Origin of the sequence: Fluviicola sp., from assembly GCF_039596355.1 — a bacterium.
In the GTDB taxonomy this organism is placed as follows: Bacteria; Bacteroidota; Bacteroidia; order Flavobacteriales_D; family Crocinitomicaceae; genus Fluviicola.
This window is the reverse complement of record NZ_JBCNJW010000002.1, coordinates 509,448-531,963: the sequence shown is the minus strand read 5'-3', so window position 1 is coordinate 531,963 and position 22,516 is coordinate 509,448. Positions and strand designations below refer to the sequence as shown.

The 22,516-nt window shown below is 45.7% G+C and carries 20 protein-coding genes; 14 read left to right on the top strand and 6 right to left on the bottom strand.

Annotated elements, in window-relative coordinates; genetic code table 11:
* Nucleotides 1-58: 58 nt before the first annotated feature.
* From ABDV94_RS07495 to ABDV94_RS07475, 5 genes are all read right to left on the bottom strand, one after another.
* The gene (locus tag ABDV94_RS07495) at nt 59-1,555 is read right to left on the bottom strand and encodes a phage tail sheath C-terminal domain-containing protein (RefSeq protein WP_343606113.1); all 1,497 of its coding nucleotides are present in this window, start codon (nt 1,553-1,555) and stop codon (nt 59-61) included.
* A 17-nt stretch (nt 1,556-1,572) separates the two neighbouring features.
* Nucleotides 1,573-2,286, bottom strand: coding sequence for a hypothetical protein (locus tag ABDV94_RS07490; protein WP_343606111.1), 714 nt, complete (start codon nt 2,284-2,286; stop codon nt 1,573-1,575).
* A complete protein-coding gene (locus tag ABDV94_RS07485) occupies nt 2,283-2,831 on the bottom strand; it encodes a DUF4255 domain-containing protein (protein WP_343606109.1) in 549 nt (182 codons plus the stop codon). The genes ABDV94_RS07490 and ABDV94_RS07485 overlap by 4 nt, the downstream gene beginning before the upstream one ends.
* 63 nt (nt 2,832-2,894) lie before the next feature.
* Nucleotides 2,895-3,284: a hypothetical protein gene (locus tag ABDV94_RS07480; RefSeq protein WP_343606107.1), complete on the bottom strand. Its 390-nt coding sequence runs from the start codon at nt 3,282-3,284 to the stop codon at nt 2,895-2,897.
* A gap of 353 nt (nt 3,285-3,637) precedes the next feature.
* Nucleotides 3,638-4,546 carry a DUF72 domain-containing protein gene (locus ABDV94_RS07475; RefSeq protein ID WP_343606105.1) on the bottom strand — a complete coding sequence of 303 codons (909 nt, stop codon included), beginning with the start codon at nt 4,544-4,546 and terminating at the stop codon, nt 3,638-3,640.
* A gap of 164 nt (nt 4,547-4,710) precedes the next feature.
* Here ABDV94_RS07475 and ABDV94_RS07470 point away from each other — a divergent pair, with 164 nt between their 5' ends.
* The 11 genes from ABDV94_RS07470 (at nt 4,711) to ABDV94_RS07420 (ending at nt 17,710) form a co-directional block, all read left to right on the top strand.
* On the top strand, nt 4,711-5,301 hold the full coding sequence (locus ABDV94_RS07470) for a TetR/AcrR family transcriptional regulator (protein WP_343606103.1): 591 nt from the start codon (nt 4,711-4,713) through the stop codon (nt 5,299-5,301).
* 231 nt (nt 5,302-5,532) lie between these two features.
* Nucleotides 5,533-6,714, top strand: coding sequence for an acetyl-CoA C-acyltransferase (locus tag ABDV94_RS07465; protein WP_343606101.1), 1,182 nt, complete (start codon nt 5,533-5,535; stop codon nt 6,712-6,714).
* A gap of 132 nt (nt 6,715-6,846) precedes the next feature.
* Nucleotides 6,847-7,542 carry an SDR family NAD(P)-dependent oxidoreductase gene (locus ABDV94_RS07460; protein ID WP_343606100.1) on the top strand — a complete coding sequence of 232 codons (696 nt, stop codon included), beginning with the start codon at nt 6,847-6,849 and terminating at the stop codon, nt 7,540-7,542.
* A gap of 11 nt (nt 7,543-7,553) precedes the next feature.
* Complete coding sequence (locus ABDV94_RS07455) at nt 7,554-8,042, top strand: PaaI family thioesterase (RefSeq protein WP_343606099.1); 489 nt, start codon at nt 7,554-7,556, stop codon at nt 8,040-8,042.
* Nucleotides 8,043-8,174: 132 nt separating this feature from the next.
* Nucleotides 8,175-9,413, top strand: coding sequence for a beta-ketoacyl-ACP synthase II (gene fabF / locus ABDV94_RS07450; RefSeq protein WP_343606097.1), 1,239 nt, complete (start codon nt 8,175-8,177; stop codon nt 9,411-9,413).
* A gap of 111 nt (nt 9,414-9,524) precedes the next feature.
* Complete coding sequence (locus ABDV94_RS07445) at nt 9,525-10,439, top strand: AraC family transcriptional regulator (protein WP_343606095.1); 915 nt, start codon at nt 9,525-9,527, stop codon at nt 10,437-10,439.
* Nucleotides 10,440-10,613: 174 nt separating this feature from the next.
* Nucleotides 10,614-11,771: an efflux RND transporter periplasmic adaptor subunit gene (locus tag ABDV94_RS07440; RefSeq protein ID WP_343606094.1), complete on the top strand. Its 1,158-nt coding sequence runs from the start codon at nt 10,614-10,616 to the stop codon at nt 11,769-11,771.
* A gap of 42 nt (nt 11,772-11,813) precedes the next feature.
* Nucleotides 11,814-14,963 (top strand): efflux RND transporter permease subunit, encoded by a 3,150-nt coding sequence (locus tag ABDV94_RS07435; protein ID WP_343606093.1) that lies wholly within the window; start codon nt 11,814-11,816, stop codon nt 14,961-14,963.
* A 239-nt stretch (nt 14,964-15,202) separates the two neighbouring features.
* The gene (locus ABDV94_RS07430; protein ID WP_343606092.1) at nt 15,203-16,603 is read left to right on the top strand and encodes a TolC family protein; all 1,401 of its coding nucleotides are present in this window, start codon (nt 15,203-15,205) and stop codon (nt 16,601-16,603) included.
* Nucleotides 16,604-16,852: 249 nt separating this feature from the next.
* On the top strand, nt 16,853-17,227 hold the full coding sequence (locus ABDV94_RS07425) for a hypothetical protein (RefSeq protein WP_343606090.1): 375 nt from the start codon (nt 16,853-16,855) through the stop codon (nt 17,225-17,227).
* A gap of 105 nt (nt 17,228-17,332) precedes the next feature.
* Nucleotides 17,333-17,710, top strand: coding sequence for a hypothetical protein (locus ABDV94_RS07420; RefSeq protein ID WP_343606089.1), 378 nt, complete (start codon nt 17,333-17,335; stop codon nt 17,708-17,710).
* 160 nt (nt 17,711-17,870) lie between these two features.
* On the opposite strand, the gene ABDV94_RS07415 is transcribed toward ABDV94_RS07420, so the two are convergent.
* Nucleotides 17,871-18,689, bottom strand: a complete 819-nt coding sequence (locus ABDV94_RS07415) for an HAEPLYID family protein (protein WP_343606088.1) — start codon at nt 18,687-18,689, stop codon at nt 17,871-17,873.
* A 151-nt stretch (nt 18,690-18,840) separates the two neighbouring features.
* On the opposite strand from ABDV94_RS07415, the gene ABDV94_RS07410 reads away from it, so the two are divergent.
* From ABDV94_RS07410 to ABDV94_RS07400, 3 genes are read left to right on the top strand one after another with little or no spacing between them, the layout of a single operon-like run.
* Nucleotides 18,841-19,794, top strand: coding sequence for a nitronate monooxygenase (locus ABDV94_RS07410; RefSeq protein ID WP_343606086.1), 954 nt, complete (start codon nt 18,841-18,843; stop codon nt 19,792-19,794).
* Nucleotides 19,795-21,036: a pitrilysin family protein gene (locus tag ABDV94_RS07405; RefSeq protein WP_343606084.1), complete on the top strand. Its 1,242-nt coding sequence runs from the start codon at nt 19,795-19,797 to the stop codon at nt 21,034-21,036.
* Nucleotides 21,033-22,292 carry a pitrilysin family protein gene (locus ABDV94_RS07400; RefSeq protein ID WP_343606082.1) on the top strand — a complete coding sequence of 420 codons (1,260 nt, stop codon included), beginning with the start codon at nt 21,033-21,035 and terminating at the stop codon, nt 22,290-22,292. Before ABDV94_RS07405 ends, ABDV94_RS07400 begins: the two co-directional genes overlap by 4 nt.
* Nucleotides 22,293-22,516 lie beyond the last annotated feature (224 nt).

Sequence of the window (22,516 nt, the reverse complement as noted above, 5' to 3'; positions counted from 1 at the left end):
GAAAAGTAAACTGAGCGGAGTCGAAGTAACTTTTCAATTCTCACTTTAAAATTTGTTTTTAGCTTTTCTGCATTTGCTGCTGGAACGTAATCTCGATGAACTCTGCAGGTCTGGAGATTGCTACCAGGATCGTGATGCGCATGATTCCTTCCAGGATGTCTTCCGGCGTCATGGTTTCACCCAATCCGAGGTGTACGCTGAATGCATCTTCCGGAGAAGCACCGGCTAATCCACCGCGTTTCCAGATTCCGTTCAGGAAGTTGGTGATCATACTTTTCACGCTCACCCAGGTATTGGCAACGTTTGGTTCGAATACGTAAGCTTTTGCGGCGTTCTTGATGGATTCTTCCAGCATGATCATCGTTCTGCGTACGTTGATGTATCTCCAGTCGAGGGAGTTTCCGTCCAGTGTGCGTGCTCCCCATACTTTCACTCCTTCACCAACGAAGTAGCGGATTGCATTGACAGCTTTTCCGTTCATCGGAACGTTTAATCCTTCCTGGTCTTTGTGGGAAATACTCACTGTAGGGCTGATCACAGCAGCTACACCGATATTCGCCGGGGCTTTCCAAACTTCTTTGGTGCTGTCAACCATGGTGTAAATTCCAGCCATTGCAGAAGCAGGAGGAAGCATGTTGATCGTCAGTAACATTTCACGCATCACCTCACTGTATGCTGAAGAGTGGCGTGCCAGTACCTTGTGAGTCGTTTCGCGATCCAGTTCGTTCAGTTCCGCGATTTTTGCCGAAGCAACGTTTGCGATAAAATCTGTCAGTTTTCCTTCGGTATCATTCGCTGTCAGGATCGCCATCAGGTCATCCGGAGCTTCCATGTTCAGGAAACTGATGTCCGAATCCGGAACGATCGTTGTGTTCAACCACGGATAGTAAGCCGCTGCATAGTTCAGGAATTCCGTACCGATTTTCTCGCGGAAATCCGTGATCACACTGTCGCTGTCTTTGAAACCATCGTAAATATCCAGTACGGCAACGCGGTTCTGCATGTCAAATCCACAATGTCTGATACTGTCTGCCTGCAGTTTGCAGCAGTCGTCTACCGAACCGAGGTATACAGCTTCCGGGATCAAGACCATTGTCGGTTCCTGTTCTTTCAGCAGTGCAGTGATTCCGCCGGTTAGTTTGTCGTAGGACAAATCTTCGGTGTACCCTTCACTTACTGAAACAATGTAGCAGGTTCCCCCTCCGTTTGCGAAGAAAAAGCGCATCTGGTAGTAGAAATTGTACTTGTCGCTTCGCTGAACAGTGTACTTTTTGTCGTTGATCGTCAGGTGGGAAGTTCCTACCTGAGCTTCGTCTCCTTCACCGTCTTTCGCTTCCGTAATAGAGAATTTCGGAACGGGAGGTCCGCCGAAGTATTGGATGAACTCAGCCATTGAGTTGATTTTCCACGGCTTGTTCAGCAGCGTTTTGTTGCCGTCTTTGGCAAACTTCGTATACCCGATAAATGCAGGTACGGCAGTAGCAGCTTCGACAACGGAATTCGGGAAAGCGTTCTTTTCAACGACATATACCCCTGGTGTTTTCATTGTACTCATTATATGGATTTATTGATTTATAAATAGATGTAACTCGTTAGCGTGTCTTTCGGACTAAAAGGCGAAAGCGACTGGATCAGCGGGAAATCGGGGAGGCGGCTCAGCAGGTTGTCGCCGCTTTTCCGCAGTTCCCATAAATGAAACTGATAGTCACTTTTCTTCTTCAGCGGAAGGGTTTCGGAAGAGACAAAGCGGAATAGCTTTTGATCCGTTCCCGGAAGCGTTGATTCTTCCAGCGGGTTGAACAGTACTTTTCCGCGCTGTTCTCTGATTTCGAGGGGATCGTTGAGGTAGGATTGTGAGGGGAGGATGAGAAATTCGATGCGTTTTTGCTGGTTTCCCAGCCGGATTGAAATCGTTTCCGTTTCGGTATTTTGCACGCGGTTTTCGGATAGCGGAAGACTCAGGATTTTCCAGATGCCTCCTTTTTGATAGTCGCTGATGAGGCAATCTTCCATATCGGAAACTGCTTCGTTGGTATAGTAATAAAAATCGGGGTGCGCGGCTTTCAGCTGAAAGGATAACTGCTCATCGGCTTCCAGGTGGATGTCGTTTTCAACAATGAGTACCCAGGAGCAGGGACTTTGCTGTTTGAACAGGATCCCGGCTTTCTGCAATTCGTTTCGTGTAAGCTGATCGGGTTCGAGAACCACACCGCATTGTTCCGCTTCAAAATAATCATGCGAGATGACGAATTTTAACCAAATGCGATATGTATGTTGAGTACTCATCGGAGATCAGTTGTTTGTTCCGGTTTGGAGATGAGGTAGGACAAATCAACAATTTCACCGGCATCTACTGTCAGCAGTCGGATTTTGCAGACTACGGACGGATAGTAATTCTCGCCGCAGATGCTCCAGAGATTGGAGAGCTCGTGGATGGTCATGTTCATCACTTCCAATGAGAAACTGATGTCTTCATTAGCCGAGCGCACCATGTTGTTTTTCTGGATAAAAGCAATTACTGCTGAGAATAACCGAAGCGATTCTTCGTATTGTTTTTCCTGGAAAATAACGGATATGAGTACATTCAGACTGATCTGCCATGCCGGAACGCTCTGTGCAGATGTGGATTCTGAAACCACCCGGCGCTGAAAACTCACTCCGGCTCCTGTTTCGCGCTCCACTCCAACAATGGTAATTCCGACACGGTTCGGGAAGCTTTTCGAAGGATCCTTGATCGGTGAAATGAACACAATATCTTCCGTCAATCTGAATCGGATTTTCAGATAATCATTGAGTTGCTGCGAGAGGAGTTGTATGGCTTCAAAAATCATCTTGTATCAGTGAATGGGAACAAAAACAATTAGCTTACAAGGATAAGTCCGGATGGCGAAGTTTTATTTCGCCATGTATTTTTTCTTGATTTTGAAAAGGACATCACCCAGGATGATGCGCTGATCCGGTTTCATGTGGCGGGAAGCAATACTGCAGGCATTTTCCAGCAGATTGACTTCGTTCAGGTTTAACTGCTGGTAAGCGAATTCGTAATCCGAATCGTGGTAATAATACGCCTTTCGCTTGCTACAGTATTCGATAGGCGCAAAAATCCCGAGAAAACTGTCGTTCTTCATGGAATTCATGTCCAACTGAATAGTCCGCTGTGAAACCTGATACCCCAGGTTTCTTTTGCAGGCTTCCGTAATGGTGGAGGTTTTGACGTAGTTGTTTTTCTTCAGTAGCTCGTCGATAATGGCATATCGTGCGAGGGCAAATTTGTTTTGAGGCATGTCGTCGTAATGAATAGTGTGGCGCTCTGAGAATCGGAAGCCATCCCGGGTACTTCGAAGGATTCTTTTCCAGGAATCATTTCGAATGAAAAAAGATCGGCTAAGGGTAACAATCATGGCGTCACAGTGAATAGAACAGAACCTAAATTAGGTAAACAAGTCGTTCACTTTCAACAACTATGCGAAAACAGGGGGAAAGCAAGGGGAAGGTTTTTGGATGGAAATAAGTTGGTTGAGAAAGAGTAAATACGGATAGATATGTATCTATTTGTCCAGTAGAATCAGGGGGTTCGCCATATAGCGATATGGGAATTTGGGAAAATTGCGAAATAGGGTTTTCAGCCGGATCAACCTCAGTCGAACAAACTTCCGGTGGTCTCAATCAACCTCGGAGCCTGCAGTTGCAGCCCGTCAATCTGGTTGAGTTGCTTTACCAAATAGGTCATTAATTCGGGGACATACGTGGCATCCGGCTGATGCAGGTAAAAATGAATGGCTTTCAAATCTTTTTGGAGCCAGGAATGAATGCGTTCCACCCAGTCGTCGATGCGCTGATAGTCGGTTGAATGCAGTGCATTGCCTACAAAGCGGATAAGAGTCACCGGAGCGGTGATTTCCATGTGGGCACAATCTCTTCTGCCGGAAACATCCGTAATGACCAGGCCGATAGATAGCTCATGCAGCAATGCAAACAATTCGGAACGATGCGGTTCGGAATACCAGTCCGGATGGCGGATTTCCAGCATGATGTCCAGGTCGCGCGGAAGTGTTTTCAGGTAGGAATACAAAGCATGTTTTTTTGCCGGGCCGTAGCGTTCACTCAATTGCAGGAATAAGGGGCCGAGGTGTTCTTCGAAATGAATGATCGATTGAAAGAAACGGTCAGTTTCAATCAGAGCTTTCTGACTAGCCAGATCACTGTAATGACTAATGGATTGCGGGAATTTCGGGCAAAAGCGAAAATCAGTTCCGGCAGCTTTTTCGGCCCATTTCCGGATAGTTGCCGGAGCATAAACCTGGTAGTGCGTCGTATTGAGCTCAATTCCGCTGAAGTTTTTAATGTACTGCTCCAGGAAATCACTTTCTTTCGTTTTGGCAGGATAAATAAGACCGACCCATTCCTTGCGTCCCCAGCGCTCACTACCTATGTACACTTTTGGTCGTTCCGGAGCAGGCTTCAATTGCCGGGCAAAGTAACCGTCTTCCGGCAGACGAAAATTGATTTTATCCAATAAACTGCGGTCGACCTTTCCGAATTCCATGTGTTTTGTTTGTGTTTTTGAAGCGAATATAATCAGGCAATAGTTCAATTAAAAAATCTTTTCAGTTTTTAAATGATCCATTCTCAATGAGAAAAAAAATATACCAATTGGTATTTTATTTCTGGAATTGATGTACATTTGCAGAACAGGCAAGTGGCAAATTCATGACAAAGGCAGAACGTACACGGCAATTCATCATAGAAACAACGGCTCCGATTTTCAACAAAAAGGGGTACGAAGGAACATCTATTTCGGATATTACGGCTGCTACCAGGTTGACAAAAGGAAGCATTTACGGCAATTTCAAAGACAAAGACGAATTAGCTGCAGCAGCTTTTGATTACAACCTGGGAAAGATCCGGAATGAAATCGTTGCGCGTTCGATCGGGTTGAAAGATCCGGTTGATCAATTGCTGGTGTATGTGGATTTCTACGGAGAAGTATTCGATCATGTCTACGTTTCGGGAGGTTGTCCCTTGCTGAACACGGCGGTGGATGCAGATGATTCGAACCCGGAATTGTTTTCGCGCGTTTGCAAGGCGATGCTGGAATGGCATTCTCATGTGCGCCGGGTAGTGGAATATGGGAAAAAGAGCGGTGTTTTTTTAGCTGAAACGGATGCGGAAGCTTTTGCCGACCAGTTTGTTTCGCTGATTGAAGGAGGGATGCTACTTTCCAAGACATTCCGGAATAAGCAGCATTTGAATTCGAACTTGTTGTTTATCCGGAAAATGATTGTGGAGATAACGGGTTGAAATTTTTTTTGCCCAGAAATATACCGGTTGGTATATTGCGGAATTACGGCAACGGAAAACAACATGAATGGGAAAATAGGAATTGATTTTAGTAGCGGTAATCAGCAGTCAAGATGCTTGAATCTGCTATTTGTCCGGTAAAGAATAAATAAAAGAAGAATATTAAATTTTTTCACCCAAAAATATACCGGTTGGTATATTGTGGAATTACGACCAATAAAAAACACAAAAATGGAAAAACAAGCCTATATCTTAGCAGCAACAAGAACCGGAACAGGAGGTTTCCTCGGATCTTTATCCTCATTCACAGCACCCCAGCTCGCAGCAGAAACCATCAAAGATGCCGTTTCCAAAGCCGGAATCCAACTCAGCGACATCGATGAAGTGATCCTGGGGAATGTACTGTCGGCAAACATCGGGCAGGCACCGGCGCGACAAGCAGCACGTCTGGCAGGAATCCCGGATGAAACAGACGCAACAACCATCAATAAAATTTGTGCATCCGGACTGAAATCCGTTTCATACGCGGTACAATCCATTTTGTCTGGAGACAGTGAGGTAGTACTCGCAGGAGGAATGGAGAGTATGTCGAATGCGCCGTACTACCTCGAAAATCACCGGAACGGGCACAAAACCGGGAATCACAACCTCATCGACGGAATGGTTAAAGACGGTTTGTGGGATCCCTACCACAACTTTCACATGGGAAGCGCGGCTGAATTAGCCAACAAGAAATACCAAATCACCCGCGAAGAACAGGACGAATACACGCTGAAAACCTTCTCCAAAGCACAACAAGCGCACGCTTCGGGAAGCTTTGCGAATGAAATCACACCGATCACGGTTCAAACCAAGAAAGGCGCGTTTGTCTACGCAACAGACGAAGATATCGAGAAGTTAAACCCGGAAAAATTGGGACAACTCAAACCGATCTTCGAAGCGGATGGTTCAATCACGGCGGCAAATGCATCAAATTTGAATGACGGAGCAGCGGCATTAATCATTGTTTCCGGAGCATTCCTCGAAAAACACAACCTGAAGCCGCTGGCAAGAATCGTTGCGTTTTCGGATGCAGCACAAGCTCCCGAGTGGTTTACGACTTCACCGGCGATTGCCATTGAAAAAACACTGCAAAAAGCAGGTGTTTCAGTGAACGAGATCGACTATTTCGAACTGAATGAAGCTTATGCAAACGTGCCGATCATCAATGCGCGCCTGGCCGGGATGGATCTGGAGAAAGTCAATATCCGCGGCGGAGCAGTTGCCATCGGTCACCCGCTGGGAGCTTCCGGCGCGCGAATCCTGGTGACACTGGCACACATCCTGAAAGACAAACAAGCCAAATACGGAATTGCGGCGATTTGTAACGGCGGCGGTGGCGCAACGGCCATGCTGATTGAAAATTTGAAATAGAAGACCAAGACTTTTAGAGGCAAGACTGTAAGACTAAAAGAGTCGGGATTATAGGAGTCATGACTCGTGAAGTCTTGCCTCTGTAAATCTTGCCTTCAAGCATAGCAAACAAAATAATTTAAAACAGAACAAATGAAAACAGACGGGAACACCATTTTAATTACAGGAGGTTCGGCAGGAATCGGGTTCGAACTGGCAAAACAACTTTCAGAACGTGGAAACAAAATCCTGATCACAGGCCGGAATGAAGAAAAGCTGAAACAGGCAGCGGCAACATTGAACAACGTATTCCCGATCGCAGGAGATGTGACGGATGGAGCAAGTGTAGACCACCTGGTTTCAGTCATCCGGGCAGAACATCCGGAGCTGAATATGCTTATCAACAACGCGGGCTATGCCGATGCATACCAATTGAGTTCCGATGCAGGTGCATACTCCAAAGCAAGCCGGGAAATCGAAACGAACTATTTGTCGATTGTCGCTCTAACGGAACAATTGCTGCCGGTTTTATTAAACAATCCCGATGCGGCGCTGGTCAACGTGACGTCCATCGTGGCCTATTTTCCGCAGAATTCCGTACCGACCTATTCAGCGAGCAAAGCGGCTTTGAAATCCTACACAGACGTATTGCGCAATACATTGGGCGATACACTCCGCGTCTTTGAATTGATTCCACCGTTGGTAAACACCGACTTTTCAAAAGCAATCGGAGGTGAATCCGGAATTCCTCCGCAGGAAGTGGCAAGCGAACTGATTCAGGCAATGGAAAAAGATCAACACCTGGTTCCTGTCGGAATGACCAAAGAATATGTGAAAGTAACAGCATAACGATGGAAGAAATGAAAAGAGAGCGAACTTACTCCTGGGGAAACCCGTTGGAAGGAGTGGAGTTGTCCAGAGAACTTTCCGGACTGGAATATTTACAAGGCATGATGCGGGGAGAAATCCCCGCATCGCCTTTGATCCACACCCTGGATTTCGAAATTGGAGAAATCGAAGAAGGAAAAGTGAGCTTTGTCTTCGAACCGCACGAATTTCACTACAATCCCAACGGAAGTGTACACGGCGGTGTGATCACTTCCATCCTGGATTCTGCGATGGGATGCACCCTGCATTCGCTGCTGCCGAAAGGAGTGGTCTATACAACTTTGGAACTGAAAGTCAATTTTTTGAAAATGGTTCATTCCAAAACGGGAAAACTCACTGCTGTGGGGAAAGTAATCCATCTGGGAGGCCGCACGGCACTGGTCGAAGCTTCGCTGACCGATGAATCCGGGAGAACGTATGCACATGCCGTTTCGACCTGTATGATTTTAAAGAATGAATAAATGTTCACATTGAACTCTTTTGAATCTTCGAGGCTACGAGCGAAGAAGATTTGAACCTTTCACTCAATGGAATAATTCGAAGAACAACAAAATACCGATAGTAGCAGGATCTGAATGATTAAGTAAAAAAATATGAAAAGAGTAGTTATAACGGGAATGGGGACCGTAAATCCATTGGGGAAAACGGTGGATGAATTCTGGAAAAACAGCCTGGAAGGGAAAAGCGGAGCGCGGATCATCACCCGTTTCGATGCGACAAATTTTAAAACGCAGATTGCATGTGAAATCCATGGATTTGATCCGGAAAAGTACCTGACACACGCCGAAATCAAGCGCAGCGATTTATTCACGCAATATGCCCTGTACGCTGCGGCGCAGGCTTTGGAAGATTCCGGGTTGGAGCTGGAGAAACTGGATCCGTTTGACATAGGAGTGATTTGGGGAACCGGGCAGGGCGGAATGGGAACATTCGAAGAAGAAGTCAAAAACTACGTACAAACGAACTTTATCCCGAAATTCAATCCCTTTTTCGTTCCGAAACTCATTGCAAATATGGCTTCCGGGATGATTTCGATCAAATTCGGGCTGCAAGGAATCAATTATACCACCGTTTCTGCCTGCGCCACTTCCAATACGGCATTGATGGATGCGTTCAATTACATCCGGCTGGGAAAAGCAAAAGTGTTTGTTTCAGGTGGATCGGAAGCGCCGGTAACAGAAGCGTCTATTGCCGGTTTCAATGCCATGAAAGCGATGTCGACCAACAATAGCAACCCGGCAGAAGCCAGCCGCCCGTTTGATGTAAACCGCGATGGATTTGTCATGGGAGAAGGAGCCGGTGCATTGATTTTGGAAGAATACGAACATGCCAGACAGCGCGGAGCAACCATCTATGCCGAATTGGTCGGTGCTTCCATGACTGCGGACGCATATCACATGACCGCCACGCATCCCGAAGGTTTGGGAGCGAAGAAAGCCATAGAATTGGCCATGGCGGAAGCGCAATTAAATCCAAACCAGGTCGATTACCTGAATGCGCACGCCACGTCCACTTCCGTCGGGGATTTAAGTGAAATTGCTGCGATCAGATCGGTGTTCGGAGAAAACAGTGCTTTAAGTATCAGTGCCACCAAATCCATGACCGGACATTTACTCGGAGCGGCAGGAGCAGTAGAAGCGATCCTTTCGATCAAATCGATCACTGAAAAACTGATCCCGCCAACCATCAATTTGCATCAGCTGGACCCGGTAATTCCGGATAACCTGCACATCGTGAGAAATCAGGCAGTCGAAAAGAACGTGAAAGTAGCCCTGAGCAATACTTTCGGTTTCGGGGGGCATAACGGAATTGTGGTTTTCAAAGAAGTCTAAACAGAGTCAGGACATGATTAATCATCAGGGATGAAAATCACTCTTGATAATTAAATCATTCGTCATGGATAATTTGTAAAGTCGTATATTTGAAAAACATAATTTTTGGAGATGACCGGATTGTTGACCTTGCAGGAATTTTATGCAAGCATATTGAATAAGGGAACGATGGAACAGTTCTCGCATTTGTCGCGGATGAGCCACTTTAACGTGTTCAAACGCGGTCAGATACAGTGCGCGCGCATCACAGAACTACATCGTACAGACTTCCATAAAATTTCCCTGATTATAGGCGATGGGATTGTGCATTTCGAAGATTCGAAAGTGCGCGTTTCAGGTAAAACACTGATTTTTTACCACCGAAATGTGCCACACGTCTGGGAACCGGTTTCGGAAGAACAGCAAGGCTATTTCTGCCTCTTCAACACCCAGTTTATCGACACGTATCTACTCGATAATTTGTTCCGAGACACTCCGTTGATGAATACAGCGATGAACCCCGTTTATCCGCTCACCGATGAGCAGGCAGCACAGATTGAATTCATTTTTAAGCAGATGCACGATGAAATGGACGGGAACTACATCAAGAAATATGAAATTATCGTGCATTACCTGCACATTTTGCTGCACCAAACCAATAAATTGCGTTTCCAGAATATCCACGAAGACAAGAAGCCTGCCGCATCGGTGGTGTTGACCACGTTGTTTATGGAAATGCTTGAAAGACAGTTTCCGATCGATTCTTCAGACCAGTCGCTGGCATTGAAAAAACCAAGCGAATTTGCAGAGAAATTAGCCATTCATGTGAATCATTTGAACCGTTCGATTAAAGAAGTAACGGGAAAAAGTACAACCGAAATTATTTCTTCCCGACTGGCCAACGAAGCCAAGGCTTTATTGCGGCATACCGATAATTCTGTGGCTGAAATCGCCTATACACTGGGATTTGAGCACCCTTCCAACTTCAACAGTTTTTTCAAAAAGCAGACTACATTGACCCCGAGATCGTTTCGCGAAGGCACTTAGTTAAAAAAATTAAAATGTTTGATTTGAATAATAAATTGCATGAATTGAATAAGTCTTTATTTTAGCTGATGCATGATCTTTGCGAAAAGTTAACCAAATAGTTAAACCAAAAGCAAGATATTTGACTCTCACAAGAACCCCAATGAATGTGGTGAGTTTAAAAAGACAGATTTTATGACAGTATTGAAACCAATTCATGCATTTGCGACTTTGTCGCTGATTCTTTTAGCTTCTTGTAGTTCCAAAGAAGAAGCTCCGGCAGCCAACGTGATTAAAACTTATCAGGTGCTGGAGGTTGAACCGCGATCAACAACGATTCAAATAGATTATCCCGCAACAATCGAAGGAATTGAAAACGTAGAAATCCGCCCGAAAGTGGATGGTTTCGTTGACAGAATCCTGGTTGATGAAGGACAATTCGTGAAAAAAGGACAATTGCTTTTCACGATTTCCGCTCCGCAATATGAACAGCAGGTTCGCACGGCAAACGCAGCGATTAAAAGCGCAGAAGCGGCAGTGAGCAACGCCAAATTGCAAGTTCAGAAAACCAAAAACCTGGTCGAAAAAAGCATCGTGAACAAATACGAGCTGGAAGAGGCGAACCTGACCCTGCAAACACGTTTGGCGGAATTGGCTCAGGCAGAAGCAAACCTGGTGAATGCCAATGTGAACTTCGGGTATACGAAAATCACCAGCCCGGTCGACGGAGTAATCGGAAGCATCACGTTCAAAACGGGAAGTTTGGTTTCCGGAACGACTGTGAAACCATTGACAACCGTTTCGAACATCGGGAAGATTTACGCTTACTTCTCACTGAACGAAAAACAATTGCTGGAATTTATCCGCAATACACAGGGAAGCAGCTTCGACCAGAAAGTAGCACATTTCCCGGAAGTTTCCCTCTTGCTTTCAGACGGAACCATTTATCCTGAAAAAGGAAAAATCGGGTCGGTTAACGGGTTGATCAATCCACAAACCGGAACGGCACGCATCCGCGCTACGTTTAACAATCAGTTGAACCTGCTTCGAAGCGGAGCAAGTGCACAGGTATTGATCCCGCAGGAAATCAACAACGGATTCCTGATCCCGCAACGTGCTATTTCAGACGTTCAGGGCAAAAAGTTTGCTTTCGTAGTAGGACAGGGCGGAATCGTTCGCAGCATCAATGTGGAAATGATGGAAGCAACCAGCGGACACTTCTTCATCATCAACAAAGGTCTCAAAAAAGGAGACCTGGTGATTCTAGAAGGCGTTCAATTCCTGAAAGACGGCATGAAAGTGAAAATGACGAAAGCAGACCCGAAAACGGTTTACGCAGAATTGAATCAGTAAGATTCCACCCGGTCATTTTAGTACAGATTTTAAATACATCTTATGTTTAAGAAATTCATAGAAAAACCCGTTTTATCTACGGTAATCTCGATATTGATCGTGATTCTCGGGGTTTTGGGCCTTGTGGCCATTCCGGTTTCCCAATACCCGGATATTGCACCGCCGACCGTTCAGGTATCTGCATCCTACCAGGGAGCCAACGCCGATGTGGTTTTGAACAACGTCGTGATCCCGCTCGAAGAACAGATTAACGGGGTGGAAGACATGACCTACATGACTTCAACAGCCGGAAACGACGGAACGGCAACCATTACGGTTTACTTCAAACTGGGAACAAACCCCGATCTGGCAGCCGTAAACGTACAAAACCGTGTTTCACGGGCAACGAGCTTATTACCGGCGGAGGTAACCCGCGCCGGGGTTGTAACAACCAAACGTCAGGCAAGTAACTTGCTCATCTTTAACTTGTACAGTGAGGATTCGACGTATAACCAGACCTTCCTTCAGAACTACGCCAACATCAACCTGATTCCTCAGATTAAGCGGATCAAAGGGGTTGGAGACGCAACTGCTTTCGGTTTGATGGATTATTCCATGCGAATCTGGCTGAAACCGGATGTGATGGCTAGCTACGGACTCGTTCCGGATGATGTGAACCGTGCATTGGCAGAACAAAACATTGAAGCGGCTCCCGGACAATTCGGTGAGCAGGCAGACCAGAGTTACCAATACACGATCAAGTACAAAGGAAGGCTGAAAGAAGACACTGAATTTGGCGATATCGTAGTACGTGTGGGAGAAAACGGAGAAGTACTTCGTTTGAAAGATATTGCACGAATCGAACTCGGAGCACAGAGTTATTCCAGTTCCGTTCGTGTAAACGGTAAATTTGGGTTGGGAGTTGCGGTGAACCAAACGGCTGGTTCCAATGCACAGGAAGTCATCGAAGGAACGCTGAAAGTATTGGACGAAGCACAGGCATCGTTCCCGAAAGGAGTGAAATACACGACCATTGTAAACGTGAACGACTTCCTTGATGCATCCATCGAAAAAGTATTCCACACCCTGATCGAAGCATTCATCCTGGTGTTCCTGGTGGTATTCCTGTTCTTACAGGACTTCCGCTCCACATTGATCCCGGCGATTTCCGTGCCGGTGGCGATTGTCGGAACCTTTTTCTTCCTGAACCTCTTCGGATTCAGTATCAACTTGCTGACCTTGTTTGCCCTGGTGCTGGCGATTGGTATCGTGGTGGATGATGCTATTGTGGTAGTAGAAGCGGTCCACGCCAAACTCGACGAAGGATATAAATCGGCTAAGAGAGCAACCATTGATGCGATGGACGAAATTACAGGAGCAATCATCTCCATTACACTCGTGATGGCTGCAGTATTCGTTCCGGTGAGTTTCATCCAGGGATCAACCGGGGTATTCTACAAACAGTTCGGTTTGACACTGGCTATTTCGATCATCCTGTCAGCAGTAAACGCTTTGACACTGAGCCCGGCGCTTTGTGCCATGTTGCTGAAGCCGCACAAAGATGCGCACGGGAACAAAAAATCCTTCATGCAGCGTTTTAACGTCGCTTTCAATGCTTCTTTTGATAAATTGACAAACCGTTACAAACGTTCTGTTTCGTTTATGAGCAGAAGAAAATGGGTGATGTTCGCAATCCTGGCAATATTCACTGGCTTATTGGTTTGGGGAATGAAAACCACTCCGAAAGGATTCGTTCCTGCGGAAGATATGGGAACCATTTTCTCTGATATTACACTTGCTCCGGGAACATCCCAGGAACGCACAGAACAAGTATTGACAGAAATTGACAGCATCGTGCGCTCCCTTCCGGAAACGAAATTCACCCTCCGCGTAGTCGGTCGTTCCATCATCAGTGGTACAGGTAGCTCCTACGGGATGGTATTAACGCGGCTAAAATTGTGGGACGAACGCGAACGCGATGTGAAAGCCATTATCCAGGATTTGTTTGCCCGGACAGGACACATCAAAGACGCACGGATTATCTTCTTTTCCCCTCCGACCATCCAGGGATTTGGTAACACCGCCGGGTTCGAATTCCAGTTGCAGGACAAATCAGGAGGTGATATCAATAAATTCAACGATGTTGCCACAGGCTTCCTGACTGCTTTGAGCCAGCGCCCGGAAATCCAGTATGCAACCACATCCTTTAACCCGAACTTCCCGCAGTACCAGTTTGATGTCAATGTGGCGAAGACGAAGCAGGCAGGACTTACGGTGAGTGATGTACTGAGCGTGCTCCAGGGATATTACGGTGGGGTGTATGCATCCAACTTCAACAAATTCGGAAAGCAATACCGGGTGATTTACCAGGCAGAGCCAGGAAATAGAAAAGACCTGCAAAGTTTGAACTCGATTTATGTCCGAAATGCAAACGGTGAAATGGCTCCGGTTTCTGAATTCATTTCTATGAAACAGGTATACGGTCCGCAGGTGATTTCCCGCTTCAACCTCTTCACATCCATTTCAATTAACGGAACGCCGAATGCAGGCTACAGTTCCGGAGATGCAATGAAAGCGATTGAAGAAGTGGCGAAAAGCCAGCTTCCGGCAGGTTACGATTATGAGTTCTCAGGTCTATCCCGTGAAGAAAGCACCGGAGGAAACCAGACCTTGTACATCTTCCTCTTGTGTGTGGTATTCGTATACTTCCTCTTATCGGCACAGTACGAAAGCTACATCCTGCCGCTGGCAGTATTGATTTCCCTCCCGATTGGTTTGTCAGGAGTATTCCTGTTCGATAAATTGTTTGAAGTAGATAACAACATTTATACACAGATTACACTGGTGATGCTCGTCGGGCTATTGGCGAAGAATGCCATTCTGATCGTAGAATACGCCGTGGAACGCAGAAGAAAAGGGATGAGTGTTGTGGAAGCTGCCATAAGTGGAGCAACGGCTCGATTGAGACCGATCCTGATGACCTCTTTTGCCTTCATCTTCGGATTATTGCCGCTGATGTTGTCGAAAGGAGTAGGAGCGGCAGGAAATACATCCATCGGAACCGGTGCGGTAGGAGGAATGTTGGTCGGAACGATCTTCGGAGTCCTCGTTATCCCGATCCTGTTTATCATCTTCCAGAATCTCCAGGAACGGGTGAGCAGTAAAAAGACCGATGAGGAAGAAGAGGAAGTTGGAGCAGAAGGAACAGCATAGGAAAGTGTGTTTAAAAACAATAGGCAGCGTACGAAAAAATAGGTGATAATGAATCGTGTTGATAGAGGAGGGAGAACAAGTTCAAAGGTTTAAAAGTTCTAATTGAACTCTTTCTAAACAAAAGCTCAAATCACCAGAATGCTCGTGCATGACAAAACAATAATAATTCGAGACCTTACACCGCTTGTTTTGCCGGTAAAACGCAAGGCAAAAGGTGCAGGGAATTAAAAACAGGATCAATGAAATTCAATAAGAGAACAACAATAGGATTCTTCGTTTTAATGCTGTTAGTAACGGGTTGTGTTACTACAAAGTACGAACGACCGGATAACATCGTAACAGAAAAACTGTACCGCGATGCTCCGGCAGATGACACGACATCCATCGCTGATTTGCAGTGGAAACAACTGTTTACTGATCCGAATCTGCAAGACCTGATTGAGAAGGGACTGGCGCAAAACCTGAACCTGAAACAAGCGATTTCCCGGATGGAATCGGCTCAGGCTTATTTGAAGCAAACCAAAATGGCATTCATTCCGTCGCTGACACTGGATGTAAACTCAACAGATGCGAAGCAGTCACAGCGTGCAATAAACGCTCCTGCAGGATTTATCAAACTGACCACGCATACCAACCGGATTCAGCTGGGAACAGCCTGGGAGCTGGATGTGTGGGGAAAACTGCGCAGTGCGAAAAGAGGTGCGATGGCGAGCGTATTGCAAAGCGAAGCCGGAATGCGTGCTGTTCAAACACAATTGATTGCGGATATCGCGAACGCATACTACAGCCTGATTGCTTTGGATAAACAGTTGAAAGTAACGGAAGAAACGGTTCAAATCCGCAAGACACAGGTCGAAACACTGATCGCATTGCAGGAATCCGGGAAGATTACCGGGGCAGATGTGGCTCAGGCACAGGCAAACCAATATGCAGCAGAAGTGCTGGTTCCAGGGTTGAAAAACAGTATCTGGCAGACCGAAAACCTGCTTAACTTCCTGCTGGCGCGTGAACCGCAAACGATTAAGCGCAGTGTATTGGATGAACAGACCATTTATGCCGATCTGAAAACCGGGATTTCGTCCCAGTTGCTGAAAAACCGTCCGGATGTGCAGCAGGCAGAATATGCATTTATTACTGCCTTTGAAAATACGAACGTGGCAAAAACGTATTTCTATCCGTCGTTTACATTGACGGCAAACGGTGGTTTTGCAAGTTTCAAAATCCAGGAATTATTCAGCCAGTCGATTTTTTATAACCTCATCGGTGGTTTGACCCAGCCTATTTTCAACCAGGGGAAAAACAAAATGCGCCTGCGCCAGGCTAAAGCAGACCAGCAGATTGCATTTTACGGTTTCCAAAGTTCCATCCTTCAGGGTGGACAGGAAGTGTCGAACGCTCTGTTTGCCTACCAGAATGCGGTTGAACGCGAGCAGTTGCGCAAACAACAGATCGAATACCTGGTGGTGGCAGTAGATGCAACACGGGAGTTATTGAGTAATCGTACAGGAACAACCTATACGGATGTATTAACTTCCGAGCAGAACCTGATCGCAGCTCAGTTGAGCGGAATCAACGACAAGTTGGATCAGTTGCAGGCGGTGGTGAATTTGTACCGCGCGCTTGGTGGTGGCTGGAAGTAAAAAGACGGATAGACATCCCGCAGTGGCGGGACAAGTTATGTCTATTTGCCCGGTAGGGACGCAGGATGCCGGATTTCGAATGAATGATTTCAAACTCGAAATCCGGCATTCTTTTTAAATCAGCTTTAACCTCGTTTGGTACTCCTGATTGACAATTAGGAGTACGATGGACTTTGGGAAGTCATTTGCAATTCGTCATTCGTAATTATTTGTATATTGTAAGTTCACACATCTATACTACAAGAACAAATGAAACATCTACACACAATTACATTCATTGGTTTGGGATTCATGACAATCCAATCCTGTTCTAAACAAAGTGAAATCTGTCAGTGCACAGATATTGCCGTTGAAGCAATGAAGGGAGAACGTGCACACAACTACGACGGAACATTCAGCAAGAAATTCGATGAAGAACACAAAGCCGAAAAAGCCATGTGCGAAAAACTGAATGACATTAAGGACAAAGCGGTCCAGGAAAAAATGAGCAAAGAGGTAAGGGAATGCAGTGGTTACGAAGCTTACAAAGAAGAGACGATCAAATCTATGGAACATTTAAAAAAGCAAATGCCCGAACTTTCCAAAGAAATTGATCAGTCAATCGAAGAATTGAAAGCAGAATAACCTTTTAGCCCGGTTCAGGAAAGTGGCTGATGTCAATATTCAATTTTAATTAGGCATTCAAAATTATTTTAATTGTACATTTACTACCAACTTAAATGATAACGAATGAAAAATTTTAAAGTAATTGCACTTATCGGATTGGGGTTCATGACTATCCAATCTTGTTCCAAGCAGAGCGAACTGTGTGAGTGTACAGACATGGCCACTGAACTGATGAAAGGAGATCGCGAGAAGAACTACGATGGAACATTCCAGAAAAAATATATGGAAGAGCACAAGGCTGAAGAAGAAAAGTGCAAGAAAATCTACGAAGGAAAAACAGATAAGGCAAGCCAGGATAAAATGCGCAAAGAAATGAAAGAGTGCAGTGGTTATGCTGAATTCAAAGACGAAACAATCAAATCCATGGAGCATTTGAAAAAACAAATGCCGGAGCTTTCCAAAGAAATCGATAAGTCTATCGAGCAAATGAAAGCAGAATAAGAAACTGATTTACACGTTGAAAAGCCATTCGTTTTTACGGATGGCTTTTTTGTTGAACGGAAAACCCTTTGCGTTTTTTTTCTCCCGCAAACGAGCGCGGAAGTCCGAAGAGAATTTCTCACTTTTAACTTTTCCCTTCATGCTGAGCGGAGTCGAAGCATCAATTCCTCTTTGGTTCATAAATCCATCTCAAAAAGAAACTATACGAATCATACTTTGTGTTTGTGGGGATGCCGGCTACAAGTCCTAATTTGGAAGTGCTGGAAACCGTAATCCGCATTTGCGGGCGAAGTACCACGGAAGTAAACGAAGCTGCAAACAAGGTATTCACCTCCAGCCCGACCACACTTTTCGTAGCCGGAACCGCATAATGAATGCTGCCGTTCAGGTGGAAATAAAACTCGGATTGGCTCGTGTGCATTTCTTTTTCCCACTCCGGCCCGGAAATGAGCATGGTGTGCAGGTTGTGTTTCCAGCTTTTTGCCACTACGAGGAACGGATGCATCAGGTTTGCCCGCACGATTTGCTCTTTTCCGTACCTGCTGAAAGAAGTCAGTTCAAATTCATTCATGTAACCAACTGCAGCCGATGTATTCAAACGCGGAGCTACCAGGAACGTATATTGCGTGGCGAGTTTCAGTCCGTCGAGACGGTTACCCGGAAGCGGTTCGCTTTGGTTTTCGGCTCCGAAAGAAAATGTAAACGGAATTTCGACCTCAAAGCCCAGTCGATTGACCGGCGCAAATTCATATTCGATCAGCGTGGTGAGTTCCACATGATTGTTCAGATGAGCACTTCCCACACCAATATTCCACTCTCGTTCACCCTTGCGTGCACCGAGGTCGCGGATCAAATCCACGTAGAGCGGTTCCATGTGTTTGATCTTTACCGGAAGAACCGTATCGGAAGTCTGGGCTGAAGCTCCGGACAGACATACAAAAGAAAGAATGGTGAGTGCTGTGATGAAAAAGTGTTTCATAATCTTCAATTGGATGGAGCAAAGTTCCGGTCGAAATCTGGAAAAAGTCGGGAACGTTTCCGGAGCCATTGAAAAAACGAAGAAAAGCGACCCTTACCCGGGGATTCTTTTGTATTTTCGTTATTGAAAACCCGAAAGAAGGAATCTTTTCATGAAAAATAAACTGACTGAACTTTTTCAGATTCAATATCCCCTTATCCAGGCGGGAATGATCTGGTGTTCCGGCTGGGAATTGGCAAGTGCCGTATCCAATGCCGGAGGGCTTGGAATCATTGGGTCCGGCTCCATGTACCCGGAAATCCTGGATGAACACATCCGCAAATGCAAAGCGGCGACAGATAAGCCCTTTGCGGTAAACCTCCCGATGCTCTACCCGAATATTGAAGAGCACATTCAAACGATCATCAAATACCAGGTTCCGGTTGTGTTTACATCTGCCGGAAACCCGAAAACGTATACGAGCCGTTTGAAAGAAGCCGGAATTACCGTGGTGCATGTGGTTTCATCTGCCAAATTTGCGCTGAAAGCACAGGAAGCAGGAGTCGATGCTATCGTTGCTGAAGGGTTTGAAGCCGGAGGACATAACGGTCGCGATGAAACAACCACCATGTGTCTCATCCCGATGGTGAAAGCTGCAGTTTCCATCCCGGTGATTGCCGCAGGAGGAATCGGAACGGGAAGAGGAATGCTGGCTGCAATGACACTCGGAGCAGACGGCGTTCAGATCGGATCGCGCTTCATCGCTTCGCCGGAATCATCCGCGCATCAGAATTTTAAAGATGAAATCCTGAAAGCGAAAGAAGGAGATACCATGCTGACATTGAAAGAGCTCACACCGGTTCGTTTGATGAAGAACAGCTTCTTCGAAAAAGTAGAACAAGCCTACGAACAATGCGCAAGCAATGAGCAACTGAACGACTTACTCGGAAGAGGAAGAGCTAAAAAAGGCATGTTTGAAGGAGATTTGATCGAAGGAGAACTGGAAGTGGGACAAATTTCAGGTCTGATTTCCGAAATGAAGCCTGCCGGAGAAATTGTCCGCGAAATAATAGCAGAATTTAAAAACGCTTTGGACGAACGAAGCGATTCAAAATACACATTCTAAATGATCGAATTTAACCGATTTAAACTGGATAACGGATTGACCGTTCTGCATCACTTTGATGCTGCCACACCCATGGCGGTAGTCAATACCTTATACGATGTAGGAGCACGCGATGAATCCGAAGAAAAAACGGGATTTGCACACCTTTTCGAGCATTTGATGTTTGGCGGTTCTGTGAATATTCCCGATTTCGATGCGCCTTTGCAGCGTGCCGGGGGAGAAAGCAATGCCTTTACCTCCAACGATATCACGAATTACTACGACATCCTTCCTTTGCAGAACCTCGAAACCGCTTTGTGGCTGGAAAGCGACCGGATGCTTTCGCTTGCGTTTACGCCGAAAAGCCTGGAAGTACAACGCAATGTCGTTATTGAAGAATTCAAACAGCGCTATCTGAACCAGCCTTACGGAGACGTATGGCTCGAACTGCGTCCGCTGGCATATAAAAAGCACCCGTACCAATGGGCGACGATCGGGAAAAAGATCGAACACATTGAAGAAGCAACGATGGAGGATGTGAAAGCATTTTTCAAGAAGCATTACCATCCCGCAAATGCTATTTTGTGCATTGCCGGAAATATCTCACTGGAAGAAACAAAACGCCTGGTTGAAAAGTGGTACGGAGACATTCCGGCATCGTTGAAACCACAGCGCATGTTACCGAAAGAACCGGCTCAAAATGAATTCCGCGAACTAACCATTGAACGGAAAGTTCCCAATGATGCGTTTTACTACAGTTTCAAAATGCCCGAAAGACGCAGTTTTGAATACTATGTAACCGATATTATTTCCGATGCACTCGGACGGGAGAAATCTTCACGTTTGTACTCCAAACTGAAGAAAGAACTCAAGCTGGTGACATCGATCAATGCATACATCACCGGTTCGCTGGATGAAGGTTTATTGATCATCGACGGGAAACTGAGTGATGGTGTTTCCTTTGAACAACTGGACGAAGCTTTGTGGAATGTACTGGAAGAGATCAAAACCGAATTGATGTCGGAAGCAGAGACCCAAAAGCTCCTGAACAAAATCCGTACAGTGAAAGAATTCCAGGAACAAGGTTTGCTCAATCGCGCCATGAACCTGTGTTTGTACGAATTGTTGGGAGATCCGAACGGGGTGAACGAAGAAAATGCCTTGTATCAGAGCATTACCGCCGAACAGATCAAAACCGTTTCCAATCAAATCCTGAAAAAAGAAAATTGCTCGCTGTTGCGTGTTAAATCGATCAAAGAATGAGTTTAAGAAGCCAGCAACCTGATACGAAACAGGTAGACCAAATTTCGTTTGTGAAGCCGCATATCTTTGATGTGACACCACACGTGAAACTGCTTTGGATGAAAGAAGTGCCGAATGAAACCGTGCGCCTGGATTTGTTCTTCGATGCGGGAATTACCCGTGGAAAAGAGAGCATTCCTGCCATTGTACACAGCTTGCTCCTGTCAGGAACCAGTGAGTTATCGTCGGTAGAAATTCATGAGCAGATCGATGCACTCGGAGGCTTTCTCGATACCGATATTTCCTTCGAAACGGCGGTTGTGAGCGTATATTGTTTGCGTGAACACCTGCGCAAAATCTCGGAAATCGTAGCAAATGCCATTCAGGGATTGACCTTTCGCGAAAATGAAGTGGAAGACGTACTACGTTCCATGAGACAGCAATTTGCCGTGAACCAGCAGAAAGTGAAATACGTGGCACAGCAGCAATTTCGCAAGCATTTGTTCGCATCAAATGAAGATTATTCGACCATTTCGGCGGAATCTGATTACAATCAGCCGCGTGTTTTGGAATACAAAAAATACTGGAAAGAACACTACCTGAACGGTCTGACCCGTATCACGCTGGTCGGAGATTTGGAACAGGATGAAGTGGATGCATTGATCGACTTATTCGGAAAATGGGCCATTGACGGAAATGCAGAGCACGCCGGGGATTTCAAATTCCAGCCGCAGCGCGTTGATTTTCCAAGAGAAGATGCAGTTCAGTGCGCCGTTCGGATGGGACGTTTTCTCTTCCCGAAAAACCACCCGGATTACATCGATTTCCAGGTGTTGAATACCATTTTGGGAGACTATTTCGGTTCCCGTTTGATGTCCAATATTCGTGAAGACAAAGGATATACCTACGGAATCGGTTCCGGGATGATGGATATGAACCAAACCGGGTATTTTGTCATCGTAACGGAAGTTGGTAAAGAAGTGCTTGAAAAGACCCTGCATGAAATCAAGTTTGAGCTGGAGCGCCTGCAGCAGGAATTGGTTCCGGACGAAGAACTGGATTTGGTGAAAAACTACATGCTGGGACAATTACTCAAGAGTGCCGACGGGCCATACGCGATGCTGGATATGTATAACAGTGTCGACATGCACGACCTCACGCTGGCGTTTTACGACGAAGCCATTCAGAAAGTGAAAACCATTACGCCGGAAAGAATTCAGCAATTGGCACAGCAATACCTGAATTTTGAAGATTTTTTAATCATTACAGCTGGCTAAAACACAACGCTGCACTATTTTTTTCGTTTTTAAAGAAATGAATTTACTTGCTTCCAAATGGAAAGGTGGTAAGAGAAACTGTTGAATTTCCCGAAGGCCTCCGGTAAGTGCCTTTAAAAATTGCACAACTTGTCCCGACGCGATGTTCGTCGGTACTTGAGCGGGAAATAAAATAGGATCTCTCATTTTTTTGGAGACAAACTAAAAAACAGGTTTTTACGTTA

Coding starts and splice junctions, on each gene's coding strand:
- ABDV94_RS07495 (WP_343606113.1), bottom strand. CDS start 1,555: ATGAGTACAATGAAAACACCAGGGGTATATGTCGTTGAAAAGAACGCT.
- ABDV94_RS07490 (WP_343606111.1), bottom strand. CDS start 2,286: ATGAGTACTCAACATACATATCGCATTTGGTTAAAATTCGTCATCTCG.
- ABDV94_RS07485 (WP_343606109.1), bottom strand. CDS start 2,831: ATGATTTTTGAAGCCATACAACTCCTCTCGCAGCAACTCAATGATTAT.
- ABDV94_RS07480 (WP_343606107.1), bottom strand. CDS start 3,284: ATGCCTCAAAACAAATTTGCCCTCGCACGATATGCCATTATCGACGAG.
- ABDV94_RS07475 (WP_343606105.1), bottom strand. CDS start 4,546: ATGGAATTCGGAAAGGTCGACCGCAGTTTATTGGATAAAATCAATTTT.
- ABDV94_RS07470 (WP_343606103.1), top strand. CDS start 4,711: ATGACAAAGGCAGAACGTACACGGCAATTCATCATAGAAACAACGGCT.
- ABDV94_RS07465 (WP_343606101.1), top strand. CDS start 5,533: ATGGAAAAACAAGCCTATATCTTAGCAGCAACAAGAACCGGAACAGGA.
- ABDV94_RS07460 (WP_343606100.1), top strand. CDS start 6,847: ATGAAAACAGACGGGAACACCATTTTAATTACAGGAGGTTCGGCAGGA.
- ABDV94_RS07455 (WP_343606099.1), top strand. CDS start 7,554: ATGAAAAGAGAGCGAACTTACTCCTGGGGAAACCCGTTGGAAGGAGTG.
- fabF (WP_343606097.1), top strand. CDS start 8,175: ATGAAAAGAGTAGTTATAACGGGAATGGGGACCGTAAATCCATTGGGG.
- ABDV94_RS07445 (WP_343606095.1), top strand. CDS start 9,525: ATGACCGGATTGTTGACCTTGCAGGAATTTTATGCAAGCATATTGAAT.
- ABDV94_RS07440 (WP_343606094.1), top strand. CDS start 10,614: ATGACAGTATTGAAACCAATTCATGCATTTGCGACTTTGTCGCTGATT.
- ABDV94_RS07435 (WP_343606093.1), top strand. CDS start 11,814: ATGTTTAAGAAATTCATAGAAAAACCCGTTTTATCTACGGTAATCTCG.
- ABDV94_RS07430 (WP_343606092.1), top strand. CDS start 15,203: ATGAAATTCAATAAGAGAACAACAATAGGATTCTTCGTTTTAATGCTG.
- ABDV94_RS07425 (WP_343606090.1), top strand. CDS start 16,853: ATGAAACATCTACACACAATTACATTCATTGGTTTGGGATTCATGACA.
- ABDV94_RS07420 (WP_343606089.1), top strand. CDS start 17,333: ATGAAAAATTTTAAAGTAATTGCACTTATCGGATTGGGGTTCATGACT.
- ABDV94_RS07415 (WP_343606088.1), bottom strand. CDS start 18,689: ATGAAACACTTTTTCATCACAGCACTCACCATTCTTTCTTTTGTATGT.
- ABDV94_RS07410 (WP_343606086.1), top strand. CDS start 18,841: ATGAAAAATAAACTGACTGAACTTTTTCAGATTCAATATCCCCTTATC.
- ABDV94_RS07405 (WP_343606084.1), top strand. CDS start 19,795: ATGATCGAATTTAACCGATTTAAACTGGATAACGGATTGACCGTTCTG.
- ABDV94_RS07400 (WP_343606082.1), top strand. CDS start 21,033: ATGAGTTTAAGAAGCCAGCAACCTGATACGAAACAGGTAGACCAAATT.